Source organism: Zoogloea sp. GW822-FHT05C07 (genome assembly GCF_058800215.1).
The window spans coordinates 3,325,267-3,350,481 of the sequence record NZ_CM179510.1 but is presented as its reverse complement, the minus strand read 5'-3'; the positions used below and the strand labels follow the sequence as shown (position 1 = coordinate 3,350,481).

Here is a 25,215-nt window from a genome sequence, read left to right as displayed (position 1 = left end):
TGACTGACTAGGGGGGTGTCGCGAGCGGCTTGACCGCCAGCTTGTCCACTTTGGGGTCGGACCAGCTGCCGGTCACCCCGTACTCGAAGCTGAACAGCTTCTCGACCGGATCGCGCAGGACCTTCTGTACCAGGTAGGCGGCCAGCCCGATCGCCGGGTGGATCGCCCCGGTGGTGGCGATGGCGGAGCCGACCGCGATCGACTCGGACAGGGTGGGCTGCACCTTGACCCGCAGGTTCTGCGTCTCCCGCACCGCGTCGGCCTCGCCGCTCATGTAGACGCGGGCCGCGGGGCCGAACAGATCGAGGTCATCGGTACGCAGCACGCCATTGTTCATCTGGATGCTACCGGAAATGCGGTCGAAGGCGAATCCTTCGGAAAACACGTCGCGGAAATCCAGCGTGATGCGGCGCGGCAGCGACTGCAGGCTGAGCACCCCGAGCAGGCGCCCGACGCCGGGCTCGAGCTGGGTGAACTGCCCGCTTTCCACATTGACCTGCAGCTTGCCGCCGAGGCTCGGGAAGTGGATGGAGGTGGGCGCCCCGCGCCAGGACACGTCGCCTTCCAGCTGGGCCTTGCCGCGCTTGACCGCCTCCGGGTAGCCGAGGCGGCTGAGCATTTTTTCGACGCTGCTCACATCGAGCTTGAAGTTGAGGCGGGTCTCCTCCCGGCTGCCGGGCCGCCAGCTGCCATCGCCCGTCAGGCTGCCGTCCGGGTTGACGATGTTGAGCTGCTCCAGGCGCCAGATGTCGCCACGGTTGGCCGCCTTCAGCTCGAGCCTGCCGAGGGCATGGCCGCGCAGCACGAAGTTGTCGGCGCTGACGTCCAGGCCGGGCAGCTCGGACAGGCGCTCCTCGTCGGCGCGCGACGTATCAGTCGCGTCCTTGCCGCCCGCCGAGCCCACCGACAACTGCTTGAAGCGCCCCTGCAGGCGGCCACGGCCCTGGTCGCGCCACACCACGTCGCCGCTGGCCTCGCGGCTGGTCAGCCGGGCCTGCCAGCCGCCCTCCTCCATCACCGCGCGCAGGGTTACGTCGTTGAGGCGCTGGCCAAGCAGGCGCAGTTCGCCGGCCCGCAGGGCCAGGCCGGACAACGGAAAGCCGCTGCTGTCCTGGCTGCCGTTGGCCTGCGCAGCCGTTGTCTTGCCGGCCAGTGCCTTGCGCCACGCGTCGGCATCCAGGTGGTCGGCGGTGGCCGTGACCAGCACGCCCTTGTCGCCCAGGCGCAACGGTTCGTTGAGGACTATGCCACCGCGCACGACCACCGTGCGGTTGCCTTCGCGGCGGCGCAGGAACTGGGCCTGGAAGGCTTGGCCGGCGGCCAGCTTGAGGGTGTCGCCGCCCGGCACGCCATTGACCGACGGGTTGGCAATCATTTCAAAGTGGAAGGGCAGTGCCGCGGCAACCGACTTGTTGAGCGGATCGGGCAGGCTGGAGCTGACGCCCTGCAGGCCCGTATCGAGCACGAAGGCCACGCCGCCCTGCTTCGCCACACTGATCGCCCCCTTCCACGCGGCGCTGCCCGACAGGTGGTCGAGCAACGGCAGATCCAGCTCGCGCCGCAGGGCCTGGGCGCTGAGGGTGCCCTGGGCGTTGATCAGCACGCTGCCGTCAGCACGGGTGCCGCCGGAGACGCTGACCGGGTCGCCGAGCACGCGGGCGGTGCCGCTCTTGATCTGCAGCTGGCTCTCGGTAAACGCCACCCGCCCGCTGGCCTCGGTGAACACCGGCATCGCCGGGTCGACCTGCAGCTGGTTGTGGATGAACTGGTACTCGCCCTTGACCCGCGAGTTCTCCATCTTCTGCAGCGGCAGGCTCAGGTGCAGGTCCAGGCTGCCACTGCCGTCGGCACGGAACGGGTCGGTGAAATGGTTGATCTTGCCGGCGATCGGGCTCTCCGAGAGGAAGCGCAGGAAATCCTGGGTCGGCCCGCTGGCGCTGCCGCGGATGTTCAGCACGTCATTGTTCTCGAAATCCGGCAGCACAACCGCCACATCCTTCAGCTCGACGCCGAAGATATGCGCCCGCTGCGCCTTCACCGTCATGCCGGGGCCTTCGAAGATCAGCTCGCCGGTGATGCCGTCGATCTTCGGCCAGCCCGGCGCATAGTCCAGGCGGCCGTCGGCGATGCGCGCGATGACGCGAAAGGTGCCGTCCTTCGGGTTACGGAACGGAAACCTGGCCAGGTTGCCCTTCAGGACCAGCCGTGTGTCCAGCGCCTTGCCGCCGGTCAGGCTGTGCTGCAGCCAGTCGCGGGCATCCTTGTTCACCACGCTGGGCATGTAGCGCCATACCGCGGTGCTCTCGGCTTCCGCCAGACGCGCCTGCAGGTCGATCTCTCCCAGCGTGTCCGGTGTGGCCCGATAGCGGCCGGAGGCGGTGCCGCGGGCGTCCTTGTTGGCGAAAGCAAGCTTGCCGAGGCTCACTTCCAGCACGCCGCCGGGGTGGCTCCAGGCGCCCTCAGCCGTCAACTCCGAAAAGGCCAGCCGCGGCTCCGGAAAGACCTGCGGCAGATCAACGCTGGCATCCTTGCCGCTCAGCGTGAAGCGGCCGCCGCGGTCGTTGCCCTCCACGCGCCCCGACAGCCCGGCAAAGCCCGGCCACGCGCCCACCGGCGCGATGCCCAGGTGGTTGAACGCGGCGTCCATCGCATAGGTGGCGACGGCCTCGCCAGCGGCGCCACCGCTCCACTTCACGTTGAGCGGCGCCACCGTACCGCTCGGCGCCATCTCGGCCAGGCGCTTGCGGAGGTCCTCGTCGAGGGGCAGCCGCCCGGCCAGGCCCGACAGCGCTGCCAGGTCCAGCTGGTTGGCGACGAACTCGCCCTTGCTCGGCGTACCGCCGCGGCGTTCCTGCAGGCGCAGGAAGAAATCGGTCGGCGCCACCGTCAGGCCGTCGCGGGTCTGCAGAGACAGGCGCCGGGCGCTGGCCTCGATGACGCCCTTGTCGTCGCGGAAGCGCAGCCGGCCTTCCGCGTGCGCCAGCGGAATATCGTCGAGGTCCTTGGCGAGGCGGGCGTGGGCGTCGCGCAACGCGAAATCGGCGGTCAGCGCGGTGAAACGGCCCTTCGCAAAATCCAGCCAGACGCGCAGGCCGCCGGCGCCGTCGGCATCGAGGGGGTAATCGACCCATTGCCGCCAGGCACCGAGATCGGCGTAATCGAGGCTGGCGTAGAGCTCGCCGCTCCAGGTGTCGAGGCGGGCCGGATCGCGGCCGCGCAGTTCGCCGCGCACGTCGAGGGCCGCCGCAAGCTGCGCCGGCGGCTGGGCGACCAGGCCGAAGCGGTGGCTGGCGCCGTGGTTCTCCAGGCGGAAGGACAGCTTGTCGAGGCTCAGCGGCTTGGCACCGCGCAGCGCATCGGACCATTCCAGGCGCGCATTGCGAATCACGATCTCGCGCTGGTCGAGCAGCCAGTCCGGAAAATCGCTGGGCCCGCCAGCCGCGTTGACCTGCAACCCGGCGACAAAGATGCGCCCGTCGGCAAGGCGCCGGATGGCCAGGTCGGGCGCTTCGATCTCCAGCCGGTGCAGGCGCAGGCGCATGAACAGCAGTGATGACCAGCCCACTTCGGTGTCCACCCGGTCGAGGCTCAGGGCCGGCTGGCCGGCCTTGTCCTTGATGACCAGCCCGCCCAGCTGCAGGTGAGGATGCAGGCCGTGCCAGTCGGCGGACAGGCTGTCGATGTCCACCGGCAGGCCGAGGGAGCGGGACAGCAGCTGGGCGACCTCGCCGCGGTAGGCCGGCACCATCGGCAGCACCACGTGGCGCATGCCGAGGAAGACCAGCCCGCCAACGAAATAGACGACCAGCCCCACCGCTGCCAGCCGACGTAGGCAGACACTGGGCAGATGCAACAGGGACCAGCGCAGGAACTTACGCACGCGCGGCTCGGCAGGCGCCCGCCTGGATCGAGGCTGGCCCTGCGGGCACACGCCGGACGAGCAGCCGGAGAGGGGCGCATCCGGCTTCAGGCTTGACGAAAATCAGTCCGGCAGACATAACTGGAGGCGAACATAAACAGTCCCGCATTCTATCAATCGGCCCCGCCCATGTCCGAAGCAAACATCATTCTTCCCGCCCCCGTCGAGACCGCCCTCGCCAGCTCCCGCTTCCTGCGCCGCCAGCTGGACAGCCGCCCGTGGCTGGCCAGCCAACTCGTCGCCAGCATCGGCGCGCCTCTCGACGCCACCGCGCTGCGGGATTACCTGCGCGCCGAGAAGGTGGACGACAACAACCTGAAGACGGTTCTGCGCAAGCTGCGGGCGTGGGTGATCTGCCACGCGCTGGTGCGCGACATCGCCCGCGTGGCCGATCTGGCGGAGGTCACCGAGACGATGACGCTGCTCGCCGACATCACTGTCGAGACCGCCCACGACGTGCTGCGCGAACAGCTGGTGGCCCGCTACGGCGTGCCGGTGTCGGCCGACGGCCGCGAGCAGGAGTTCATCATCATCGGCATGGGCAAGCTGGGCGGCCGCGAACTCAACGTGTCGTCCGACATCGACCTGATCTTCGTCTATCCGGAGGACGGCGCCACCGCCGGGCCGAAGATCATCGACAACTACGAGTTCTTCACCAAGCTCGGCCGCAGCGTGATCCAGGCCCTCAACGACCTCACCGGCGACGGCCAGGTCTTCCGCGTGGACATGCGCCTGCGCCCCAACGGTGACTCCGGCCCGCTGGTGGCCAGCTTCGACATGCTGGAAAACTACTTCATCACCCAGGGCCGCGAATGGGAACGCTACGCGTGGATCAAGGCCCGTGTGATGACCGGCATCCGCGGCGCCGAGCTGTCGGCCATCGCCCGCCCCTTCATCTTCCGCAAGTACCTGGACTTCGGCGCCATCAACGCGATGCGCGACCTGCACGCGCAGATCCGCCGCGAGGTGGCGCGCAAGGACATGGCCAACAACGTCAAGCTGGGCCCCGGCGGCATCCGCGAGATCGAGTTCCTGGCCCAGGTCTTCCAGCTGATCCGCGGCGGCCGCGACAGCGCGCTGCAGATCAAACCGACCCTCAAGGTGCTCGACCGCCTCGCCGAGCGCGGCATCATCGCCCGCCAGGCGGAGCGCGAGCTGGCCGCCGCCTATGATTTCCTGCGCCGCCTGGAGCACCGCCTGCAATACCTGGACGACGCCCAGACCCACAACCTGCCAGCCAGCCCGGAAGATCAGGCGATCATCGCCAGGGCCATGGGCTTCGCCTCCTACGAGGCCCTGCTGGTGGAACTGGACGATCACCGGGAAGTGGTCGGCCGCCACTTCAACGGCGTCTTCGGAGACCCCACCGAGGCCGGCCACGACCTCGACACCCTGTGGTCCACCGCCTGCGACGAAGCGCGCAGCAGCGAGGAATTCCAGCGCCTCGGCTACGCCGACCCGGCTGCCGCCGCACGCCGCCTGTCCGCGGTGCGCACCGGCAACCGCTACCAGCAGATGCCGCCGCCGATCAAGATGCGCTTCGACCCGCTGATTCCGCGGGTCGTCGAGGCTGCCGCCGAGACTGCCGACCCGAACTCCACCTTCGAGCGCCTACTCGACCTGCTCGACGCGATCAGCCGGCGCGGCTCCTACCTGGCGCTGCTGCAACAGTATCCGCAAACCCTGCACAAGGTCGCCGAGCTGGTCAGCGCGTCGTCGTGGGCGGCCCAGTTCCTCAACCGCCACCCGCTGCTCCTCGACGAAGCCCTCGACCCGCGCATCCTCGAGGAAGAGCTCGACCTGCCGGCCTTCCGCGCCGAGCTGGCCCAGCAGCTCGATGAGGTCGAGCCGGACATGGAACGCCAGATGGACCTGATGCGCGAGTATCACCACGCTCAGGTATTCCGCCTGCTCACCAAGGACATCGCTGGCAAGCTGACCGTCGAACGCCATGCCGACTTCCTGTCGGCGCTGGCCGACATCATCGTGGACCTGACGATCACCATGTGCTGGCGCAAGATCAAGACCCGCCACCGGGACGACCCGAAGTTCGCGGTGCTGGCCTATGGCAAGCTCGGCGGCAAGGAGCTGGGCTACGCCTCCGACCTGGACATGGTCTTCGTTCATGACGACGACGCCCCCGAGGCCGCCGAGGTTTACACCCGCCTCGGCCAGCGCACCAACACCTGGCTATCCGCCCAGACCCCGGCCGGCCAGCTCTTCGAGACCGACCTGCGCCTGCGCCCCAACGGCGACTCGGGCCTGATGGTGGTGTCCCTCGAAGCCTTCCGCCAGTATCAGCTGGAGAACGCCTGGGTGTGGGAACACCAAGCCCTGACGCGGGCCCGCTTCTGCGCCGGCGACCGGGACATCGGCCGAAAATTCGAGGAGATCCGCATCGAGGTGCTGCGCCAACCCCGCGACCTGGCCAAGCTGTGCGAGGAAGTGCTGGCAATGCGCCAGCGCATGAAGGACGCGCAGACCAACAAGTCGGAGCTGTTCGACCTCAAGCACGACCGCGGCGGCCTGATCGACGTGGAGTTCATCGTGCAGTACCTCGTCCTCGGCTACGCCCACCAGCACGCCAGCCTGACCGGCAACCTGGGCAACATCGCGCTGCTGAAGATGGCCGGCGAACTGGGCCTGATCCCCACCGACGAAGCCGCCACGGTGGCCGACAGCTACCGGGAATACCGCCGCCTGCAGCACGGCCAGCGCCTCAACAATCAGGTCTCGCGGGTGGACCGGGCGCTGGTGGCCGAACAGGCCGCTGGCGTGCGGGCCCTGTGGAACCGGGTCTTCGGCGACACGCTGGAGTGAGGGCTGCGGGCGCGGACCAGACGCTATCCGAAGGCTGGGCGGCACTACTCGACAGACCGCAGAGATCGAATGAACTCGCCCCGACAGCCCAGCCCTCACATCAAACGATCACGCCTTGTCGCGCACGTCCAGCCACACGTCCAGCCCCTGGGCGTTGAGTTCCACGTCCAGCGCCAGCAGGCGTCGCCAGCCGGCTTCCGGCAGCGTCCAGCCCTGGCGTCGGGCCTCTTCGCCGACCAGCGTCCAGATGTCCGCCTCGATCGCCGCCTTGCGGCCGGCGCCGGCCGCCGCGTGGCGCTCGGCAATGGTCACATGGGCGTCGATCAGGCGATGCAGGTCGGCGGCCAGGCGCGGCACGTCCTGCACCTGCGCATAGTGGGTCAGGTACATGGCCGTCGGTTGCTCGGCTTCCATGCGGGCAACGGAGGCGTGCATCGCGTCCGGCTCGAACTGCACCGGCGTAGTGGTCGGGAAGATACTCGGGCGGCCGTCCACATCGAGGGTCCGGTAGGACAGGCCGAAGGTATCGCCGGTGAAGAAGGCCCGGCTGGCGGTGTCGAAGTAGCACACGTGGTGGCGCGCATGGCCCGGCGTATCGAAGACGCGGATCTTGCGTCCGGCCAGATCGATCTCCAGCCCCTCGGTAGCCTCGATGATGCGCTCCGCCGGCACCGGCACCAGCTCGCCGTAAAGCTCCTTGGCGCGCTCCGGCCCGTACACCGCCGACACGCCGGCAAACAGCTTGGACGGCTCGATCATGTGCCGCGCGCCGCGGGGATGGACCACCAGCCTGGCATTGGGGAAGGCCTGCATGAAGGCCCCGGCGCCACCGGCGTGGTCGAGATGGATGTGGGTCAACAGCACGTAGTCGACCGCCCCCGGCGTCAGCCCGGTTTCAGCCAGCGCTGCCAGCACCTGGTGCAGGGATTCGTTGTTGCCGGTATCCACCAGCGCCGCCCGGCCGCCCTCCTCGATGAGGTGGATCGCCGCCACGTCCGGCCCGGTGTAGCCCGAATCCACAGCGTAGATGCCATTTCCGAAACCGATCAGTCCCTGCATGAAATTTCCTTTAATTAAAACGTGATTTTGTTCACCGGAAGGGCTTAAATGAGAGTTGCCTTCCATCGAAGACCGTATCTGACGACGACCGTCCGGCCTCCCGCAACATCGGTGGAAAGCCAGCAGGAGAACGCCATCATGTTGACACTGCAAGACTGCATCGAGCTTTCTGACCTGAGCGAAGACGAGATCCTCGCCATCGCTGAACACGAGCATGTGCCCGAGATGCTCGCCGTGGAGATGGGCTGCTATCTATGCCACTCTCCGGAAGGCGACCGCCGCATCCGCCACATGATCGCCGACGACATCAAGCATTCCCGTGAGAAGGGCGACGAGGAACACGCCGCGGCACTGCGCTCGGTCCTCCAGCACTACATCAGCGAGCATCACGGATCCCCGTAGGCAGCCATTCTGGTTCGCTTCCCAGGGCGCGGGTTGGCAGAATCGGCCAACCCGTTTTCATTTTCAGCCCAAATGGCAGTTTGCCGGGGCGATGCGGGCCGCTCAAAAGCTGTTCTGACCTACACCGCCGGGCGGGGTAAAATCCCGCCCCTATGAGCCGCGCCCGCGAAACCCTCTTCCACGTCTTCGGTTACACCCACTTCCGCGGTCCGCAGGAAGCCATCGTCGAGCACGTGGCTGCCGGCGGCGATGCGCTGGTGCTGATGCCCACCGGCGGCGGCAAGTCCCTGTGCTACCAGATCCCGGCGCTGCTGCGGCCGGGCGTGACGATCGTCGTGTCGCCGCTGATCGCGCTGATGCAGGACCAGGTCAGCGCGCTGAAGGAAGTCGGTGCGGCGGCGGACTTCCTCAACTCCAGCCTGAGCTTCGAGCGGGCCATGGAGATCGAGCGGGCGATGCTGGCCGGCGCGCTGGACATGCTCTACGTGGCGCCGGAGCGCCTGGTCACGCCACGCTTCCTCGACCTGCTCGACCACCTGCACGAGTCCGGCCAGCTGGCCCTGTTCGCCATCGACGAAGCCCACTGCGTATCCCAGTGGGGCCACGACTTCCGGCCCGAATACCTGCAGCTGTCGATCCTGCAGGAACGCTACCCGCAGGTGCCGCGCATCGCGCTGACCGCCACCGCCGACGCCCAGACCCGCCGCGAGATCGCCGAGCGCCTGCGCCTGACGGACGCCCGCGAGTTTGTGTCCAGCTTCGACCGGCCGAACATCCGCTACACCATCGTCCCCAAGGACAATCCCCGCGCCCAGCTGCTGGCCTTTCTGAAGGACGGCCACCTGGACGAGGCCGGCGTCGTCTATTGCAGCTCCCGCAAGAAGGTGGACGAGACCGCCGCCTGGCTGCAGGAGAAAGGCGTCGCCGCCCTGCCCTACCATGCCGGCATGGGCGCCGACGAGCGGGCCCTCAACCAGGAGCGCTTCCTGCGCGAGGACGGCATCGTGATGGTCGCCACCGTCGCCTTCGGCATGGGCATCGACAAGCCCGACGTACGCTTCGTCGCCCACCTGGACCTGCCGCGCTCCATCGAGGGCTACTACCAGGAGACTGGCCGCGCCGGCCGCGACGGCCAGCCCGCCGAGGCATGGATGGCCTACAGCGTGGCCGACCTGGTGCAGCAGCGCCGCTTCATCGACCAGGGCGAGGCCGGCGACGAGGTCAAGCGCGTCGCCACCGCCAAGCTCGACGCGCTGCTGGGCCTGTGCGAAACCACCGGCTGCCGCCGCCAGCGCCTGCTCGGCTACTTCGACGAAGCCGCCGAGCCCTGCGGCAACTGCGACACCTGCCTGAACCCGCCGCAGGTGTGCGACGCCACCGAGTCGGCGCGCAAGGCCCTGTCCTGCGTATTCCGCACCGGCAGCCGCTTCGGCGCAGCCCACGTCGTGGATGTCCTCATCGGCAAAGCCACCGACAACGTGAAGAAGTGGCAGCACGACCAGGTCAGCACCTTCGGCATCGGCACCGAGCTGGACGACAAGGGCTGGCGCACGCTGATCCGCCAGCTGGTGGCCCACGGCGCGCTGGCGGTGGATCACGAACGCTATGGCGCGCTGATCCTCACCGAAGCCGCCCGCCCGCTGCTGCGCGGCGAGAGCAGCTTCACGCTGCGCATCGACACCGCCCCGGCCAAGAAGGGCCGCAAGGGCGACAGCACCCGCAAGCTGCGCGACTGGCCGGAAGCCACCGGCGCGGAAGCCGCGCTCCTCGAGCGCCTGCGCGCCTGGCGCGCCGCCACCGCCAAGGAACGCAACGTGCCCGCCTACGTGATCTTCCACGACGCCACGCTGCGCGACATCGCCCGCCTGCGCCCCGACAGCATCGAGGCACTGGCAACCATTTCCGGCGTCGGCGACCGCAAGCTGGACGCCTACGGGGAGGACATCCTCGCGCTGCTTGCCGGCACGGAGTAAAACCGCATTGGCCCGGAGCTTCCAGCGGGGCGCCAAAGAGGGCGCGGCAAACGGGAAAAACCGCCACACCTGCGCGGTTTGACGGCTTTTCCCGGCCCGCCACATGCTACATGGCGACTCATCCGGTTCAGAGAATGACCGAACTCACCTGCAGGGTTTCATGACCGGAACCGTGCGCCGCGTCATAAGTGATGAGCACGCTCTTTGCTGCCTTGATGCCTGCCAGCGGATTCGAGCACGTGAAAGCAATCGCGCCACCATCCAGATTCGTCAGGTTCACATTCATCGGTTGTGCGGTCATCAGGGCAATACCCTTGGCCATATGCTTCGCGGCCTGAACCAAAGTGATTGTCGTCATTAAAGTAATCCTCTCAATGAAAATTGCAGTCGGCGGACACACGCGCAAGAAACTGGCAGTCGAAAACAAGGGACATGGCGTCATGCCCCCAACCGCTCATAACAGCGCCTCAAAAGTTCTCGCAGTAATCACCTGGGCAAAGGCCGTCATGTCCATCACCGTGTAACGGCTGGTGATGGCCGAACGGGCCTGCTCTTCGATGACCATGGCGCAGCGCTGGGCCAAGGCTTCCGGCAGGAAACACAGGATGGGAACCAGGTCGGCGTTGTTGATGACGGCCCAGAACTTCACCGACGCCACGCTGCCAACCCATTTCGCCAGCTCCTTGGGGTCTAGCGCAAAGCTGGAACTGCCTCCGACCGACTCCATCTGCTGGCTACGCAACTGGTCCAGCACGCTGTGCTTGCTTTGGCTGCTGTCGCTGTACGAGTAACCCACGTCGAACTTGGCCTTGCCGGAGTCGGTCTCGAACTCACCGTTCGCAGCAAAATTGAACTCGTTCAACAGGCTTTCCTGATCCGTCTCCGAGTCGGACCGGGAGACAAGACTCCGCTGCAGCTTTCCACCAACCGTCACACGGCAGGGGTAGAAATAGCCGAACTTCCTGAAGACGTCCCGATGCAGCGCCTCGTATTGCTGGGGCAACGACTCGTAGTCCTGGAAGACCTTCTCGACCGCGGCCTCAAGACGCGGGGCACAGCGCAGATCGGCATCCTTGTCGAAGAGCAGGATCACCTTGGGCACCAGGGTCTGCTCGGTCAGGTAGATGTCCGTCGTCTCCTTGCGCTGGAGCTTTTCGAGGTCATGCCGGAACTCGGCGGCAACCCCGCAACCGGCATAGCTTCCCGAGGCCTTGGCGGCATGGACGCTGCGCTGGCGAAACTCGTTGAGGATGCGGCTCGCGGTCGCCGTCGTCACATGGCGGGACGAATAGTTGGGCGGCGCCGAACGCATGATCCGGTTCTCATGGATGTAGACGATCGGCGCATCGTCCGAACGCCTTACGAAATCCAGGTCGAGCGGGTCCGGACCGATATACAACCCCCGGTTGAGATAGAGCATCGTGTAGAGCGCCTTGACCTGCTCGAGGCTCAGGCTGGTGAACAACTCCGGCACTTCCACCTCGGCGCCGCTGAGCGGAACCTCCAGTTCCTTGAGCAGATCGGGAGGCGACCCCTCATCGGGCAGGCCCCACTCCAGCGGACGCCGGCCGGTGCCGATGAAAGACGGATCTCCCGGTTGCCCCGGACGAATGGAAGGCTTGCCGGACTTGGCCGACAGGACCCTGACGGCGCTGTCCTCCGACCCGACATCGGCCAGCGTCCAGCTCGCCTCCTGATCCAGGACGACCTTCCCGCCGCTCTTGTCCGCAAAGTGGTCATCCTTCTGAATCCAGTCCCCCAGCGCGATCCGGGTCGCGGCCAGGGTGTCCTGGGGCTTCAGCTTGAGGGACTTGCTCTCGTCGTCGAAGCTGCGGGTGAAAGTGAAGGGCCTGGCTTCCGGCGGCTTGGCCAGCACCACATCCTGCACGGCCACCACCCCCTCCGGGCCAGCGATGTCCTTCAGTTCCCACGCGCCCTCTTCCGCGATGGCAATCTCGCTGCCATCGCGCCCGAGGAAGCGGTCCTCAGCGCCCAGCCAGGCGCCCAGCGCGGTGCGCACCTCGGTGAGAGGCAGCGCAGGCTTCAGTTTGAACGCGCGCTTACCCCCCTCGCTCTTCCGATGAAACGAGTACATGCCCGGCGGCAAATCCGCAGCATCCGTCCGGATGGAGAGCCGAACCTCCGCCGCGTCCTTCGCGCCCGGCAGGCTGTCGATCTGGGTGCCCTCTTCGTCGTCCTTGTCGACAGCGAAACCATCGATGAGAAAGACGTCACCGTCCTTCATCAGGCCCTTCTTGAGCAACTGGGCGCGGACCTCCTTGATGCTCTGGGTCCTCTCGAACTGCAGGACGGAATTCTTCGCCGAATCCGTCTCATTGATGATCTTGACGATAATCTTGGTCATATTCGCTTTTTCCTGAATCCAGCAGTGCTGGCATCAGCGCTCCACCAGGAACGTGACATGCAGCAATCCGAACCGCTCCTGCGGACTCTCCCGCTGCACCTGGATGCGCCCGAAGACCTGTTCCGCCCCCTCGTCGCGCCAGAGGCCGCCCGCGCCAACCCCCATGGGCGCAGACCCGATACTCATGGATGCCGCGAATGGCGCCGCCTGTTGCAGAGAACGTGTAGCGGGCGCCGCGATATTCCGCGGATGCCGGTCGTCGTATACCCGCCCGGAGATGGGCTCCAGATACTGAACCACGGGCCAGGCCTCGATATCGCAACTCCAGTGCGCCCTCACCTCATCGGCAGACGCCCCTTCTTCCAGCCGAGTACGCGCGGCATCGATGGTGAGCAACTCCGCCGACGACTGATAGCGCCGGATCGTGGCCGACATCATGCCGTTCTCATCGACGCGATCGACGGCATAGAGCTTGTCGACGACGGTTTCGGCATTGCTGCGGATGGAGAAGCCGAAGCCCACCGCCGCCTTACAGCGGATCCGTATCGACAAGGCCGCATTCGGCGGCGCGATGACGACATGGGGAAACAGCCGCGCCTCGACGGCGGCGTTGCCCCCGGCGCCCAAGCGCACGTCCTGCATCATGCGGAGCGTGGCGTTCCCGTTATGCTGCTTTGCCAGCGCATCGGCCATGTTCAGGCCGAACTGGACTTCCATGTTCGGTTGAACCCGGAACCAGTCGGTCTCAGTACCACCAATGATCTCGATCATCCGCCCCTCACACCAGATCGATGCCGTAGATGAGGGTCGTTCCGGCCGCCCGATGCACGGCGGAATGGCCGTTCGGCGCATAGAGGAACGCCGGCCCCCGCTTGTCCACGCCGGCGGTGACCCGAACGAAGATCTGCAAGCTGTCACCCACCTGGGGCTCCTGCCCGTTGAAACGGAGGGAGCTCAGATCGATCCGCCGCTGCTGCCCGATCGGATATTTCCCGCTGTTCCAGGCGCCACCCGCATTGTCGAGGTGACCTGCAACATCTCCGCGATACACCTCGAAATCCATGACGAAACCACCGTCATTGAGACAATCGGCAAACTGATAGTACTTTTCCACCTGACCGGATTCCGAAACCATGACGACGTCCTTTTTGATGTGATGTGAGTTGTGCGACGAATCCCGTCGCCCACCTTGCCTCTCGGAGGCTGCATCTGCCCCGGCGCTGCATCGCAGCCGCCCAAAGCATGCCAAAAGAGTATTCACGCCATCAGGCAAAAGCGCCATAATCCGGATTGACTACGATTAGTCCTTTCCGACTAGCGGATGCGGCCATTGCCGCCCCTTCCCGACACAGGATCCGCCCGCTCTTCCTGCGCCCTCTCCACTGTCCCCGCAGCACTGCGGCTCCAGCTTCACGCGACGAGAATCACTTCATGCAGTATTGCCGACTGCTCCTGATCGACGATCACACCCTGTTCCGCACCGGCCTTCGCCTTCTGCTGGCCGATACCCTGCCGATGTCCGATATCGTCGAAGCCGGCTCGGTCATGGAGGCCGTGGAACAACACGGCCGCACCGCCATCGACCTGATCCTCCTCGACCTCCAGCTTCCCGGCCTGAATGGCCTGGATGGCACACGGGTGCTCCACAGCCATTTCCCGTCCGCGCGGATCATCGTCGTGTCTGGCACGACCGAGGCATGGACACCGGAAATGGCAGCCCAATACGATGTCTCCGGCTTCCTGCCCAAATCGGCAACCCCCGCACAGATCGAGGTCAGCATCAGCCAATGCATCGAGGGCCCCCAGCGCCTCTCCGCGCCGTACTCGAGCGGCCGTCCAGGGTCCATCGCCCCACTGACGCCACGCCAGCTTGAAGTCCTGCATCACCTTGGCCTGGGGCGCTCGAACAAGGTGATCGCGCGTCATCTGGGTCTGGCGGAGAACACCGTGAGAGTCCACGTGGCGGCCATACTCGCCCAGTTCAACGTGGCGAGCCGGATCGAGGCAGTCCTGGAAGCGCAGCGTCGGGGCCTCATCCACCAGGTACGATGACCCCGCTTCTGCGCCTCGACGCGCCCCACCTTCTGGCCGCCGAAATGGCGCTGATCGACCAGAGTTTCGGCATCGCCCTGCTCGGCTGCTTTCTTGCCTCGACACTCCTCGCAAGCGGAGTCCTGCTGTCCGGCGGGCCTGCCCATGTCGGGCTCTGGTGCGCAGTGATGGGCATCATCTGCGCCTTTGGCCACCTGTGGCGGCGACGCACTCCTGACAGGGCGACGCCGGCAGACGCCCGGCGCTACGCAAGATGGATGACCGCACTTCTGATCACGCTCGGCAGCCTGTGGGGGCTGGCGGGCTGCGTGTACCTGGATCTGGATTCGCCCCCGTCGGCGATATCGACCCTGGCCCTGATCGCCGGCATGAGCGCGGCAGCCCTATCGATCTTCTCGCCATGCCTGCCGACCGCCATCGGGTTCCTCTTCCCGGCCATCCTGCCCGTATGGGGCTGTGTGCTCATTTCCGGAAGCTCCCGATACCTCTCGCTGTGGATCGGCATCCCGCTGTACCTGCTGGTCCTCACGATCTTTGCCCGGAACTACTCGCAGGTCGCGCGCCGATCGATCCTCCTGCGCTTCGAGAATCTGGAACTCGTGGAGCAGCTACGCGCCCAGACCCAGCGCGCTGAAGAAGCAAATCGGGCCAAGTCGGCCTTCCTGGCCGCAGCGAGCCACGACTTGCGGCAACCGTTGCACGCGCTGGGCCTCTTCATCGCATCATTCAAGCGGACCCAGCTTGACGACGGGCAAACGGAGCTGCTGGCACACATGGACAGCGCATCCAGGGCCACCTGCGAAATGCTGGATACCCTGCTCGACTTCTCCCGGCTGGAAGCGGGAGTGATCGACGCCACCCCGCAGGCTTTCCCGCTCCTGCCAATGCTGCGCAAGCTGGAAGCCGAATTCGCCCCCCAGGCCGAACAGAAGCAATTGGTGTTTCGACTCAGGGAGACTACGGCGACCTGCCGTACAGACCCTGGGCTCCTCGAACTCATCCTGCGTAACCTGATCGCCAATGCGGTCCGCTATACCGAGCGAGGCGGCATCCTGATCACATGCCGGCGCCCACACACGGGGCTGGCAAGAGTCGAAGTATGGGACACCGGGATCGGCATTCCGCCGTCCCAGCACGACGAGATATTCCAGGCCTTTCACCAGCTGGGCAATCCGGAGCGGGACCGGCGCCACGGCCTCGGCCTGGGCCTCGCCATCGTCAGACAGTTGGCAAGAACCATGGACCTGGCGGTCAGCCTTGCGTCCCGGCCAAGGCGCGGGTCGGTGTTCCGGGTGGAAATTCCATGCAGCCCCGACGCGCCCGCCCCGACGTGGCCCCCCGCCACCGCGACGGGGCAGCCCCAGGATCTGCGGCGACTCAAGATCCTCGTCATCGACGACGATCAGACCGTTCTGAACGCCATGCATGCGCTACTGGAAAGCTGGAACTGCGACTGCCGGGCGGTGGAGTCCGAAGCCGCAGCCGTGGGAAGCCTGCACGACTTCGAACCGGCGCTGGTCATTACGGACTACCGCCTCCGCGGGCATCGCACCGGCCATCACGCCCTCGACGCAATCCATGCGTTCCTGCGGCGGCGGCCTCCGGCAATCCTGATGACCGGAGACACGGCCCCCGACCGGCTGCGCGAAGCCATGGCCGGCGGTGTTCGCCTCCTGCACAAGCCGATCAGCGCCGATACGCTGCTCCAGGCCATACTGCAGTTGGCGCCGACCTGATACGGCAGAATACCCGGCGTCCGGCGACGGAAACGACAAGGGCGCCCCTCGGCGCCCTTGTCATGCCATCTCAGGCCGCGCGGATCACTTCAGCGCCAGCAGCTCCACCTCGAACACCAGCGTGGCGTTCGGCGGGATCACGCCGCCGGCGCCGCGGGCGCCGTAGCCGAGGTTCGGCGGAATGGTCAGCTTGCGCTTGCCGCCGACTTTCATGCCCTGCACGCCTTCATCCCAGCCGGCGATCACGTGGCGGGCGCCGAGGGGGAAGACGAAGGGGTCATTGCGGTCCTTGCTGGAGTCGAACTTCGTGCCGTCGGTGAGCCAGCCGGTGTAATGCACCTGCACGTGCTGGCCGGCGGTGGCTTCGGCACCGGTGCCGACTTCCAGATCTTCGATGACGAGGCCGCTCGCCGTGGTGACTTGGGTCATGGAACACTCCTTGTAATAGACCGGCGGGATTCTATTTCAACTGGCCTTCACCCGCTTGGCGAACTTGCTGCGGAACTTGGCCACCTTGGGCCCCACCACGTACTGGCAATAAGGCTGGAAGGGATTCCGCGCGAAATAGTCGTCGTGGTAGGCCTCCGCCGGCCAGAAGGTCGGCGCCGCCAGCACTTCGGTGACGATGGTGTCGCGGAACACGCTCTCGCGGGTCAGCTCGGCGAGCTTGGCATGGGCGATCTCATCCTGTTCGGCGCTGGTGGTGAAGATCGCCGAACGGTACTGGGTGCCCACGTCGTTGCCCTGCCGGTTGAGGGTCGTCGGATCATGGATCGCGAAGAACACGTCGAGCAGGTCGGCAAAACCGATCCGCGCCGGATCAAACTCGACGCGCACCACTTCCGCATGGCCGGTATCACCGTCGCACACCTGATGGTAAGTCGGCGAATCGACGTGTCCGCCGATGTAGCCGGACTTGACTGACAGCACGCCTTCGGCATCGATGAACACCGCTTCGAGGCACCAGAAGCAGCCCCCTGCGAGATAAGCAATTTCAGTCACTTTTCACTCCTCATTCCTCTTGATTCCCGATCTGGCTGGACTGCGCCCCCGGTGCCCGATTAGGACAAGCAGCAAGCCGGCGCGTTCTCCGCACTGTGCGACAGAAACCCGGCCACCGTCACAGAACCGGCGCCCCGCCGCCATCTCGAATTCTTCATTTGCATACCCCCGGAGCGTGACTATGTTGAAGCATCCCCGTCCCTGCAAGGAAGATCATCATGCGCATCTACCTGCCCCATGACGTATGGCAACCGGGCGAATTCGCAGCGTTCCTCGCCATCGGCGACTCGTGGTTCTGGTATCCCAAGAACAACGTTCTACAGGCCCTGATCGAAAACCCGCAACTGAAACCGGATTACGCCAACATCCAGATGCTCGGTTACAACGGGGCCAAGCTGGAGGAATTCGTCTTTGGAAAATACGCCGACGATCTCGCCCACGAACTGCAGCCCCGCAATCGCCACTACTACTCGGCAATCTTCATCAGCGGCGCCGGCAACGATGCCGTCGACTACCGGCTCGGCCTGTTCAAGAACTGCTCGGGCGCCAACAGCAGCGACCAGTGCATCAACAACGAAGCCATGGCGGCGCTGCTCGGCAAACTGGCGACGGCCCTGGGCGCGCTCATCGGGCAGGTGCGCCGCGCCTACGCCGCGGACGGCAGCACGCCGCCCATTTTTCTGCACAGTTACGACTACCCCATCCCGGACGGACGCGGTTTCAACCTCGCAGCGCTCAAGATCACCGGCCCCTGGCTCGCCTCAGCGATGGACGACTGCTTCGTTCCCCCCGACCCCGAAATTCGCCGGGACATCTGTCGCCACCTGATCGACAGCCTGCACGACGAATTCGCGCAGATCGCCGCCTCCGCCGACGGCATTTACCTGATCGACTCCCGCGGCTGCCTCCACGCTCCCGACTACCGGGACGACTGGGACAATGAACTGCACCCGAGCCCCAGCGGCTTTCGGCGCATCATCGCCGAACGCTGGATACCCGTACTGAAGGATAGAGGGTTCGCAAACTGACGGAGCGACGGGCCGCGGCGAAGCGAAGAGCGACGCCGCTGCTCAATCCGGCGGAAAGATCTCCAGATAAAGCAGATCGCTGGCAAAGGCGAGGCACGGCAGGGACAGCAGCAGCAGCGGCGGACACAGCGCGGTGGAGATCAGCGCGCCAGCGAGGGTCAGGGCCCACACCAGCACCGCCGCAAAATTGCCGAACACCGCCCGCACGCTGGCGCTCACCGCGGGCACCAGCGTCGCGCGGCGGTCGAACAGCAGCGGGATCGAGAAGGCCGACACACAGAATACGATGAAGGCCAGCACCGCCCCCATCACGCTGGTGAAGGCGTGGAAGCGCAGCACCTGGGCGGACGTCGGAACGTCGCCGCCGATCATGAAGCTGTAGACGGTGGCTGCGTCGGTCAGCCAGATCATCAACAGCAGCGTGCACACCGCCGCCATCACCCACAGGCCACGCGGAGCCTGGCGGAAACCGGCCAGCGCGTCGGCCAGCACGGCGCGGCGCCCCGCCCCACAAGCCCGCCGCAGCCCGAAGAAGCCGGCCAGCACGGCCGGTCCGACGAGCAGGAAGCCGCCTGCGAAGGGCAGCATCATCGACGTCAGGCCGAAGCGCCACAGCAGTCCGTGGATCAGCAGCCCCAACGCGGCGAACACCCCGGCCAGCGCGACGGCAGGCTGCAGGCAATGGCGCAGGCAGCGCCAGCCTTCGCCGATGGCGGCAAACACGACGGCAACGGGAATCCGGCGAGGATCGAGATTGGCGGACACGGCACGACTCCAATAGACAAGGCCAACATCTCGCCGCAGCCGCCGGCCACCGTCCATGACCGGGATCAAGCCCGCCCGCGACCTCAGCGGAAGGACACGGAAAACTGCATGTCCACCGCGTTCTCGCTGCCCGCCCGGCCGATCACCGAGATGCCGCGGGTCAGCTGGTAGGTCAGCTTGACGATGCTGGTGGTGCCGGCGATGCCCTGCTCGAAGGACAGCAGGGCCCGCGTGGACAGCCGCTTGCCGATGGAGATCACCTGGCCGGGCACCGTCGTCCCCGCCGCCTGGGCCGACGCGCTGGACGTGGTGCCGGTGACGCTGCCGGTGGCCACGCTGCTGGTCTGCACGCGGCTGCGCGGGTCGCTGCTGGCGCCGACGGAGAATTCGTCGAAGCCCAGGTTGCGGGCCAGCGTGGCTGGCAGGCCGCCGCCCGTGCCGCCGAGCAGGGCCTGGGCGGCCGGCAGCAACAGCGCCATTTCGCCGCCGGAGCCCTGGTCGGGCGGGCGCCCGAGGACGATCCAGCCGAGCTTTTCCGGGTCCGGCACATTCGGTTCGGAGACCAGCCGCACCACCGGCCGGCGGGCCGTGCCGCCGATGCTGACACCGGCCTCGACGCTCAGGCCCTTGCGCAGTGCCACCACGTTGAGGCTGGGATTGGCGATCGGCCCGGCGAAGGTGACGATGCCGCGCTCGATGGACAGCTTCTGCCCGTAGCCCTCGAAGACGCCGCCCTGGGCGGTGATGACACCGGAGGCATTGAGGGGCTTGCCTTCACCGGCCTGCAGGCGCAGCTCGCCGGCCAGCCGGGTGTCCACGCCGAGGGCCTTCACGTACAAGGCGTTCCCGAGATTGACGACCAGGTCGCTACCCATGTGGAAAGGGCTGGCCGCCTTGGCGCTGCTGTTATGGGGATCGATGATCTCCACATCATCGCCGAGGCTGGGCGCCGGCGTGCGCGACAGCTCGATGAAGCCCGCATCGGCAACCAGGCGCCCCTTCAGCGTGGCGTAGTTCCAGCCGGTCAGCACCTCGCCTTCGCCGCTCAGCACCAGCCAATGGTCCACCCGCTGCAGCAGCGGCAGACGCTCGGCGCGGTAGCTGAAGCGCCCTTCGCCGCTGGCCAACTGCACCTCACCGCGGGCGCTCAGCGTTCCCGGCTCGCGGGTCAGACGGCTCACGTTGATGCGGCTCTCCCGCGGCCGGACGCGGTTCGGCGACACGAAGCTGAAGTCCTCCAGGCGCAGACGATCCTTGTCGAAGTCCGCCGCCAGCGTACCGCCGGCCAGGTGCAGGCCCTGGTCCGCCATCACGAAGCCGAGCCGCTCGCCACGGATGCGCCCGGAGGTTTCCGGCCGCGCCGGCGTGCCGGCCAGCACGAATTCGCCCTTCAGGCTGCCCTCGGTCTTCAGGTTCTGGTCGGCCAGCGGGCCGGCCCAGGCGATGTTCGGGATATCCACCTTCGCCGAACCGAGCAGCGGCGCGTCCGGCACCAGGCGCAATTCGCCGGACGGCGTGCGCTCGGCCAGCGCGGTGCCGGCGCCAGCGGCATTGCCGAGCTGGCTGCCGTGGGCGCTGAAGCCGAAGGCGAGGCGGTTGGCGGCGGCCGACACGGATAGCTGCAACTCGTCGAGCCCGAGGCGGACCGGCGAATCCCCCTGCAGCTCCAGGTCGCCCTTCTCCCGGTAGAAGCGCACCAGGCCGTTGACCTGCTCGCCGATGTCCACGTCCCACTGACCGCCGATCTGCAGGGAATCGCCAGTGGATTTGACCGCCCGCGTCGCCGGATCGAGCATGAAGCCGACCTGCACGCCGCTGACGCTGCCGCGGGCAATCAGGCGGCGGGCCTGCCAGCGGGTTTCGTCGAGGCGGATGCGCCCGCCGGCCCCGCCGCGCAGCTCCGCCGGTCCCAGCCGGATCAGATCGGACGACAGCAAGAGCGGCGCCGCCGCTTGCAGGTTGAGCGGATAGTCGCCGCGCGCCACCAGGCTTTCCAGACGGCCCTCCCAACGCGGCCCGTCGGACAGGGCACCGGCCAGGGCCAGGCTGACCGCGTTGCCCTTCGGCCCGCTGGCATCCACGCGCAGCCGGTTGGCGGCGCGGCTGCCGTCGAAAGTGAGACTGCCGCGGCTGACCAGCATCTCGGTCGCCGTCGCGCCCTGCAGGCCGGCCAGCCCGACGGTCACCGAGATGGCCCCGTCACGCCCTTCGGCCAACCGACCGCGGCCGTCCAGCCGCTCGACGCGCATGCCGGCAAACACCAGCTTCTCGCCCAGCAGCTCGAACTCGCCGGCCGGCTGGGCGGGCGTTCCGCGCAACACGCCGTCGGCCTTCAGGCGCCCGGCCACCCCATGGCCGAGGATGCCCAGCGCCGGCGCATCCACGTGCAGCGCCAGCGCGTCGCCGGGCTTGCCGTAGCGCCCCTGGGCCGACAGGCGGTTTCCGGCCAGGTCGAGGTTCACATCCGCATTGGCGATGCGCGAACCATCGACAGCCACCTCGCCCTTGCCGACCAGCGGCTTGCCTTCTAGGCGGCTCGGCAGCAGCTCGAAGCCGAGCCGCCCGGCAAGCGTCGGCAGACGGCGGCCACTGGCATCGAAGCGGGCGTTCAGATCGGCCGCCGGCGCGCGGGTCGTGAAGACATGGGGATCGAAGTGGCTCACGCGGCCGCGCAGCTCGAAGCGCCCGTCGCCGTCGAGGGCGAGCTTGCCGAAAGCCTCCAGCCGGGCCTGGCGCGCGGTGGCGACGAGCTCCTCGACGCTCAGCGCCCCCGCCGCATGGCGGGCCTTGAGACGCAGCGCCAGCTGCGGATCGCGCAGTTCGGCCGTGAAGTTCTGCCCGGCGGCCTCCGCTTCGGCACGGATATGGCCGTCGATGCGGGTCGCCACGGCACGCCGGTCGAGGCGGCGGGCATCGACGCCACTCACCTGCAGATCGGCATCCAGGCGGCCGAAGCCGGTCTCGGTCTTGTCCTGCTCCCGAGCCTTCTCCTTGTCTTTCCCGGGGGCCCGCCAGGCCAGGCGACCGCCGATGCGGCCCTGGCCGGGCAGCAGCAGCGCCAGCTCGGACGCCGCCAGCTCACCGCCGGCCCAGCGCAGCCGCGTGCTGACGGACTCCAGCGGCAGCTTGCCCTCGTCGTAGGGCCCCGGCTGGTGGTTGCGCACCGTCAGCGGCCCGCTGACCACCCAGTCCTCGACGGCAACCGTTCGCCCGTCGGCCGGCTTGGCCGTAGCGGGTTCGAGATCGGCCTCCACGTCGAGCCGGGCCGTCGGCGCTGCGGCATGGAAATGGCTGGGGTCCACGCCGTGCACGCGAAGCTTGGCGGAACGCAGCGGCAGCGCAGCGAAGGGCGTGGCCTGCACGCGGGCTTCTCCTTCCATACCGGCTCCGCTGGCCTTGGCCAGAATGGCCAGTTCCTTCTCCAGCGTGCCGTCCGCCTCAGCGTCCACCGTGTAGGCGTCGCCGCCCTGGCGGGTGGTCAGCCGGGCCGTGGCCTTCAAGGCGAAGGGACGCCGGCCGTCAAGACGGCCGCTGGCGGCCAGCTGGCCGAAGGGCGCGGCCGCCTTGAGCTTGGAAAAATCGTGATGGCGCCCGTCCGACTCGATGCTGCCGTCGAGCCCGGTGAGTTCCAGGTCCGGCGCTGCGACCTGGCCATCGATCAGCTTGCCACTCTGCAGACGGTCGACGCGAACCGCACCGAGGCGCACGACGACGGGGATTTCGAGGCTGGCCGGCAGGCTCGGCGGCGTATCGTCAGGCGCACTCGCCACACGCACTTCGGACGCCGTCAGGGATGCCACGTCGACGCGGCCGTTGGCCAGCTCGCCGGGGCGCCAGTCCACCGCCAGGTTGCGGATTTCCAGTTGCAGCGTCGGCGTGCGCAGTTGCAGGCGGCCGAGCTTGAACTGGCCGAACAGGTAGCCCTGCGGCTTGTCCAGGGTCAGCAGGCCACCGCCGAAACTGTCGGCCAGCCCGGCCAGCGTCCGCAGGCCCGACTCGCTGGCGCCGAGCCAGCCGAGCAGCACCACGGCGGCGATAAGCAGGCCGAGCACGGCCGCCAGCGCTCCGCGCAGCAGGCGGGCGGAGACGGCTTCCCGGCGCGGGGAGGAAGACGAAGCGGTGGACGGCGGCGGAGCACCGTCCGGCGCCGGATCGGCAGCAGGCTGCTCCGGCGCGTCACTCATGGATCAGCCGAACAGGCTGGCCAGGCCGGCGCCCGGATCGTCGACGCGCATGAAGGCTTCGCCGACCAGGAAGGCATTGACCTTGTTGGCCCGCATCAACGCCACTTCGGCCGGCTGCAGGATGCCCGACTCGGTGACGACGATGCGCTCCGCCGGGATGCGCGGCAGCAGGTCGAGGGTGGTCTGCAGGCTGACCTCGAAGGTGCGCAGGTTGCGGTTGTTGACGCCCATCAGCGGCGTGCGCAGTTGCAGCGCGAGGTCCAGCTCGGCGCCGTTGTGCACTTCGACCAGCACGCCGAGGCCGAGGCTTTCGGCGATGGCTTCCATCTCCTGCATCTCGGCCAGGCTGAGGGCGGCGGCGATCAGCAGGATCGCGTCGGCGCCCATCGCGCGGGCTTCATACACCTGGTAGGGATCGACCAGGAAGTCCTTGCGCAGCGCCGGCAGGCTGCAGGCGGCGCGGGCGGCCTGCAGGTATTCGGGGGCGCCCTGGAAGAACTGGCGGTCGGTCAGCACCGACAGGCAGGCGGCGCCGGCCTTCTCGTAGCTGGCGGCGATCTCGGCCGGGCGGAAGTCGGCGCGGATCACGCCCTTCGATGGGCTGGCCTTCTTGATCTCGGAAATCACCGCGGCCCGGCCGGCGGCGATCTTGGCGCGGATCGCGCCGACGAAGTCGCGGGCGGCGGGCTGGGCGGCGACCTGCTCGCGCACGGCCGCATCGGAGACGGCGGCGCGGGCGGCGGCCACTTCCTCGCGCTTGACGGCGAGGATCTTGTTGAGGATGTCGGACATTCTGGCTTCCTGTAAGGGCGACTTCATTCGCCCTCGATGCGTTGATCTACCTCCGCGGGCGAACAGATCCGCCCCGACGGGTTCAGGCGAATTTCCTGGTGCAGGCGACGAAGGCTTCCAGCTTGGCGCGGGCCTCGCCGGAAACCAGCACCTCGCGGGCACGGGCGATGCCCTCGCCGATGGAGCCAACCACGTTGGCCGTGTAGAGCGCGGTACCGGCGTTGAACACGACGATCTCGCGGGCCGGGCCGGGGTGGTTGTCGAGCACGCCGAGCAGCATCTCCTTCGATTCGTCGGCGGTGCTGACCTTGAGGCTGCGGCTGGACTTCATCAGCAGACCGTAGTCTTCCGGATGGATCTCGTACTCGCGAATCTCGCCGTCCTTCAGCTCGCCAACCATCGTCGCCGCGCCGAGGGAGACCTCGTCCATGCCGTCGCGGCCATACACCACCAGCACGTGCTCGGCGCCGAGGCGCTGCATCACGCGCACGCAGATGCCGACCAGGTCGGGGTGGAACACGCCGAGCAGGGTGTTCGGCGCGCCGGCCGGGTTGGTCAGCGGGCCGAGGATGTTGAACAGCGTGCGCACGCCCATCTCGCGGCGCACCGGCGCCACGTTCTTCATTGCGCTGTGGTGGTTGGGGGCGAACATGAAGCCGATGCCGGTCTCCTGCACGCACTCGGCCACCTGCTGAGCGTTGAGGTTGAGATTGACGCCCAGGGCCTCCAGTACGTCGGCGCTGCCCGACTTGCTGGAGACGCTGCGCCCACCGTGCTTGGCGATCTTGGCGCCACCGGCGGCCGCCACGAAGATGGTGGCTGTGGAGATATTGAAGGTGTGGGAGCCGTCGCCACCGGTGCCGACCACGTCGAGGAAGTGGCGGTCGTAGGGCACCGTGACCTTGGTCGCCAGCTCGCGCATCACCGTCGCCGCGGCGGAGATTTCGCCGATGGTCTCCTTCTTGACCCGCAGGCCGGTGAGGATGGCGGCGGTCATCACCGGCGAGATCTCGCCGGCCATGATCTGGCGCATCAGCGACAGCATCTCGTCGTAGAAGATCTCGCGATGGTCGATGGTGCGTTGCAGGGCTTCCTGGGCGGAAAACGTCATGGCCAGC

The 25,215-nt window shown here is 67.3% G+C and carries 18 protein-coding genes; 6 read left to right on the top strand and 12 right to left on the bottom strand.

All coding sequences use genetic code 11. From position 1 onward, the window contains the following. Positions 1–7: 7 nt before the first annotated feature. Entirely contained in the window at positions 8–3,880 is a 3,873-nt protein-coding gene (locus AC3QL2_RS15590; RefSeq protein ID WP_493231371.1) for a YhdP family protein, read from the bottom strand. Between the two features lie 168 nt (positions 3,881–4,048). On the opposite strand from AC3QL2_RS15590, the gene glnE reads away from it, so the two are divergent. Continuing rightward, a complete protein-coding gene (gene glnE, locus AC3QL2_RS15585) occupies positions 4,049–6,739 on the top strand; it encodes a bifunctional [glutamate--ammonia ligase]-adenylyl-L-tyrosine phosphorylase/[glutamate--ammonia-ligase] adenylyltransferase (RefSeq protein ID WP_493231370.1) in 2,691 nt (896 codons plus the stop codon). Positions 6,740–6,847: 108 nt separating this feature from the next. Here the strand turns inward: glnE and AC3QL2_RS15580 are convergent, their stop codons facing one another. Beyond that, positions 6,848–7,798 (bottom strand): MBL fold metallo-hydrolase, encoded by a 951-nt coding sequence (locus tag AC3QL2_RS15580; RefSeq protein WP_493231368.1) that lies wholly within the window; start codon positions 7,796–7,798, stop codon positions 6,848–6,850. 138 nt (positions 7,799–7,936) lie between these two features. Here AC3QL2_RS15580 and AC3QL2_RS15575 point away from each other — a divergent pair, with 138 nt between their 5' ends. Together AC3QL2_RS15575 and recQ are read left to right on the top strand one after the other, a co-directional pair. Then, the gene (locus AC3QL2_RS15575; RefSeq protein WP_493231366.1) at positions 7,937–8,200 is read left to right on the top strand and encodes a hypothetical protein; all 264 of its coding nucleotides are present in this window, start codon (positions 7,937–7,939) and stop codon (positions 8,198–8,200) included. Between the two features lie 152 nt (positions 8,201–8,352). After that, the gene (gene recQ / locus AC3QL2_RS15570) at positions 8,353–10,173 is read left to right on the top strand and encodes a DNA helicase RecQ (RefSeq protein ID WP_493231364.1); all 1,821 of its coding nucleotides are present in this window, start codon (positions 8,353–8,355) and stop codon (positions 10,171–10,173) included. A gap of 127 nt (positions 10,174–10,300) precedes the next feature. Here recQ and AC3QL2_RS15565 read toward each other — a convergent pair whose 3' ends face one another. The 4 genes from AC3QL2_RS15565 to AC3QL2_RS15550 all read right to left on the bottom strand — a co-directional run bounded on the left by AC3QL2_RS15565 (position 10,301) and on the right by AC3QL2_RS15550 (position 13,673). Next, positions 10,301–10,531: a hypothetical protein gene (locus tag AC3QL2_RS15565; RefSeq protein ID WP_493231362.1), complete on the bottom strand. Its 231-nt coding sequence runs from the start codon at positions 10,529–10,531 to the stop codon at positions 10,301–10,303. 96 nt (positions 10,532–10,627) lie between these two features. Then, entirely contained in the window at positions 10,628–12,538 is a 1,911-nt protein-coding gene (locus AC3QL2_RS15560) for an MAC/perforin domain-containing protein (RefSeq protein WP_493231360.1), read from the bottom strand. Positions 12,539–12,571: 33 nt separating this feature from the next. Beyond that, complete coding sequence (locus AC3QL2_RS15555) at positions 12,572–13,309, bottom strand: hypothetical protein (RefSeq protein WP_493231358.1); 738 nt, start codon at positions 13,307–13,309, stop codon at positions 12,572–12,574. A gap of 7 nt (positions 13,310–13,316) precedes the next feature. Further along, the gene (locus tag AC3QL2_RS15550; protein WP_493231356.1) at positions 13,317–13,673 is read right to left on the bottom strand and encodes a hypothetical protein; all 357 of its coding nucleotides are present in this window, start codon (positions 13,671–13,673) and stop codon (positions 13,317–13,319) included. 296 nt (positions 13,674–13,969) lie between these two features. Here AC3QL2_RS15550 and AC3QL2_RS15545 point away from each other — a divergent pair, with 296 nt between their 5' ends. Continuing rightward, the gene (locus AC3QL2_RS15545; protein WP_493231355.1) at positions 13,970–14,590 is read left to right on the top strand and encodes a response regulator transcription factor; all 621 of its coding nucleotides are present in this window, start codon (positions 13,970–13,972) and stop codon (positions 14,588–14,590) included. Further along, positions 14,587–16,326 carry an ATP-binding response regulator gene (locus AC3QL2_RS15540; protein ID WP_493231353.1) on the top strand — a complete coding sequence of 580 codons (1,740 nt, stop codon included), beginning with the start codon at positions 14,587–14,589 and terminating at the stop codon, positions 16,324–16,326. The genes AC3QL2_RS15545 and AC3QL2_RS15540 overlap by 4 nt, the downstream gene beginning before the upstream one ends. An 84-nt stretch (positions 16,327–16,410) precedes the next feature. On the opposite strand, the gene AC3QL2_RS15535 is transcribed toward AC3QL2_RS15540, so the two are convergent. Next, entirely contained in the window at positions 16,411–16,755 is a 345-nt protein-coding gene (locus tag AC3QL2_RS15535; RefSeq protein ID WP_481121196.1) for an FKBP-type peptidyl-prolyl cis-trans isomerase, read from the bottom strand. A gap of 36 nt (positions 16,756–16,791) precedes the next feature. After that, the gene (gene msrA, locus AC3QL2_RS15530; RefSeq protein WP_493231351.1) at positions 16,792–17,328 is read right to left on the bottom strand and encodes a peptide-methionine (S)-S-oxide reductase MsrA; all 537 of its coding nucleotides are present in this window, start codon (positions 17,326–17,328) and stop codon (positions 16,792–16,794) included. A 218-nt stretch (positions 17,329–17,546) separates the two neighbouring features. Here msrA and AC3QL2_RS15525 point away from each other — a divergent pair, with 218 nt between their 5' ends. Continuing rightward, the gene (locus AC3QL2_RS15525; RefSeq protein ID WP_493231349.1) at positions 17,547–18,356 is read left to right on the top strand and encodes a hypothetical protein; all 810 of its coding nucleotides are present in this window, start codon (positions 17,547–17,549) and stop codon (positions 18,354–18,356) included. A gap of 42 nt (positions 18,357–18,398) precedes the next feature. Here AC3QL2_RS15525 and AC3QL2_RS15520 read toward each other — a convergent pair whose 3' ends face one another. The 4 genes from AC3QL2_RS15520 to trpD form a co-directional block, all read right to left on the bottom strand. Next, complete coding sequence (locus tag AC3QL2_RS15520) at positions 18,399–19,121, bottom strand: DUF2189 domain-containing protein (RefSeq protein ID WP_493231347.1); 723 nt, start codon at positions 19,119–19,121, stop codon at positions 18,399–18,401. An 83-nt stretch (positions 19,122–19,204) separates the two neighbouring features. After that, a complete protein-coding gene (locus AC3QL2_RS15515; protein WP_493231346.1) occupies positions 19,205–23,305 on the bottom strand; it encodes a translocation/assembly module TamB domain-containing protein in 4,101 nt (1,366 codons plus the stop codon). A 3-nt stretch (positions 23,306–23,308) separates the two neighbouring features. Next, the gene (trpC, locus tag AC3QL2_RS15510; protein ID WP_493231344.1) at positions 23,309–24,097 is read right to left on the bottom strand and encodes an indole-3-glycerol phosphate synthase TrpC; all 789 of its coding nucleotides are present in this window, start codon (positions 24,095–24,097) and stop codon (positions 23,309–23,311) included. Positions 24,098–24,179: 82 nt separating this feature from the next. Then, a complete protein-coding gene (gene trpD / locus AC3QL2_RS15505; RefSeq protein ID WP_493231342.1) occupies positions 24,180–25,208 on the bottom strand; it encodes an anthranilate phosphoribosyltransferase in 1,029 nt (342 codons plus the stop codon). Positions 25,209–25,215: the final 7 nt, after the last annotated feature.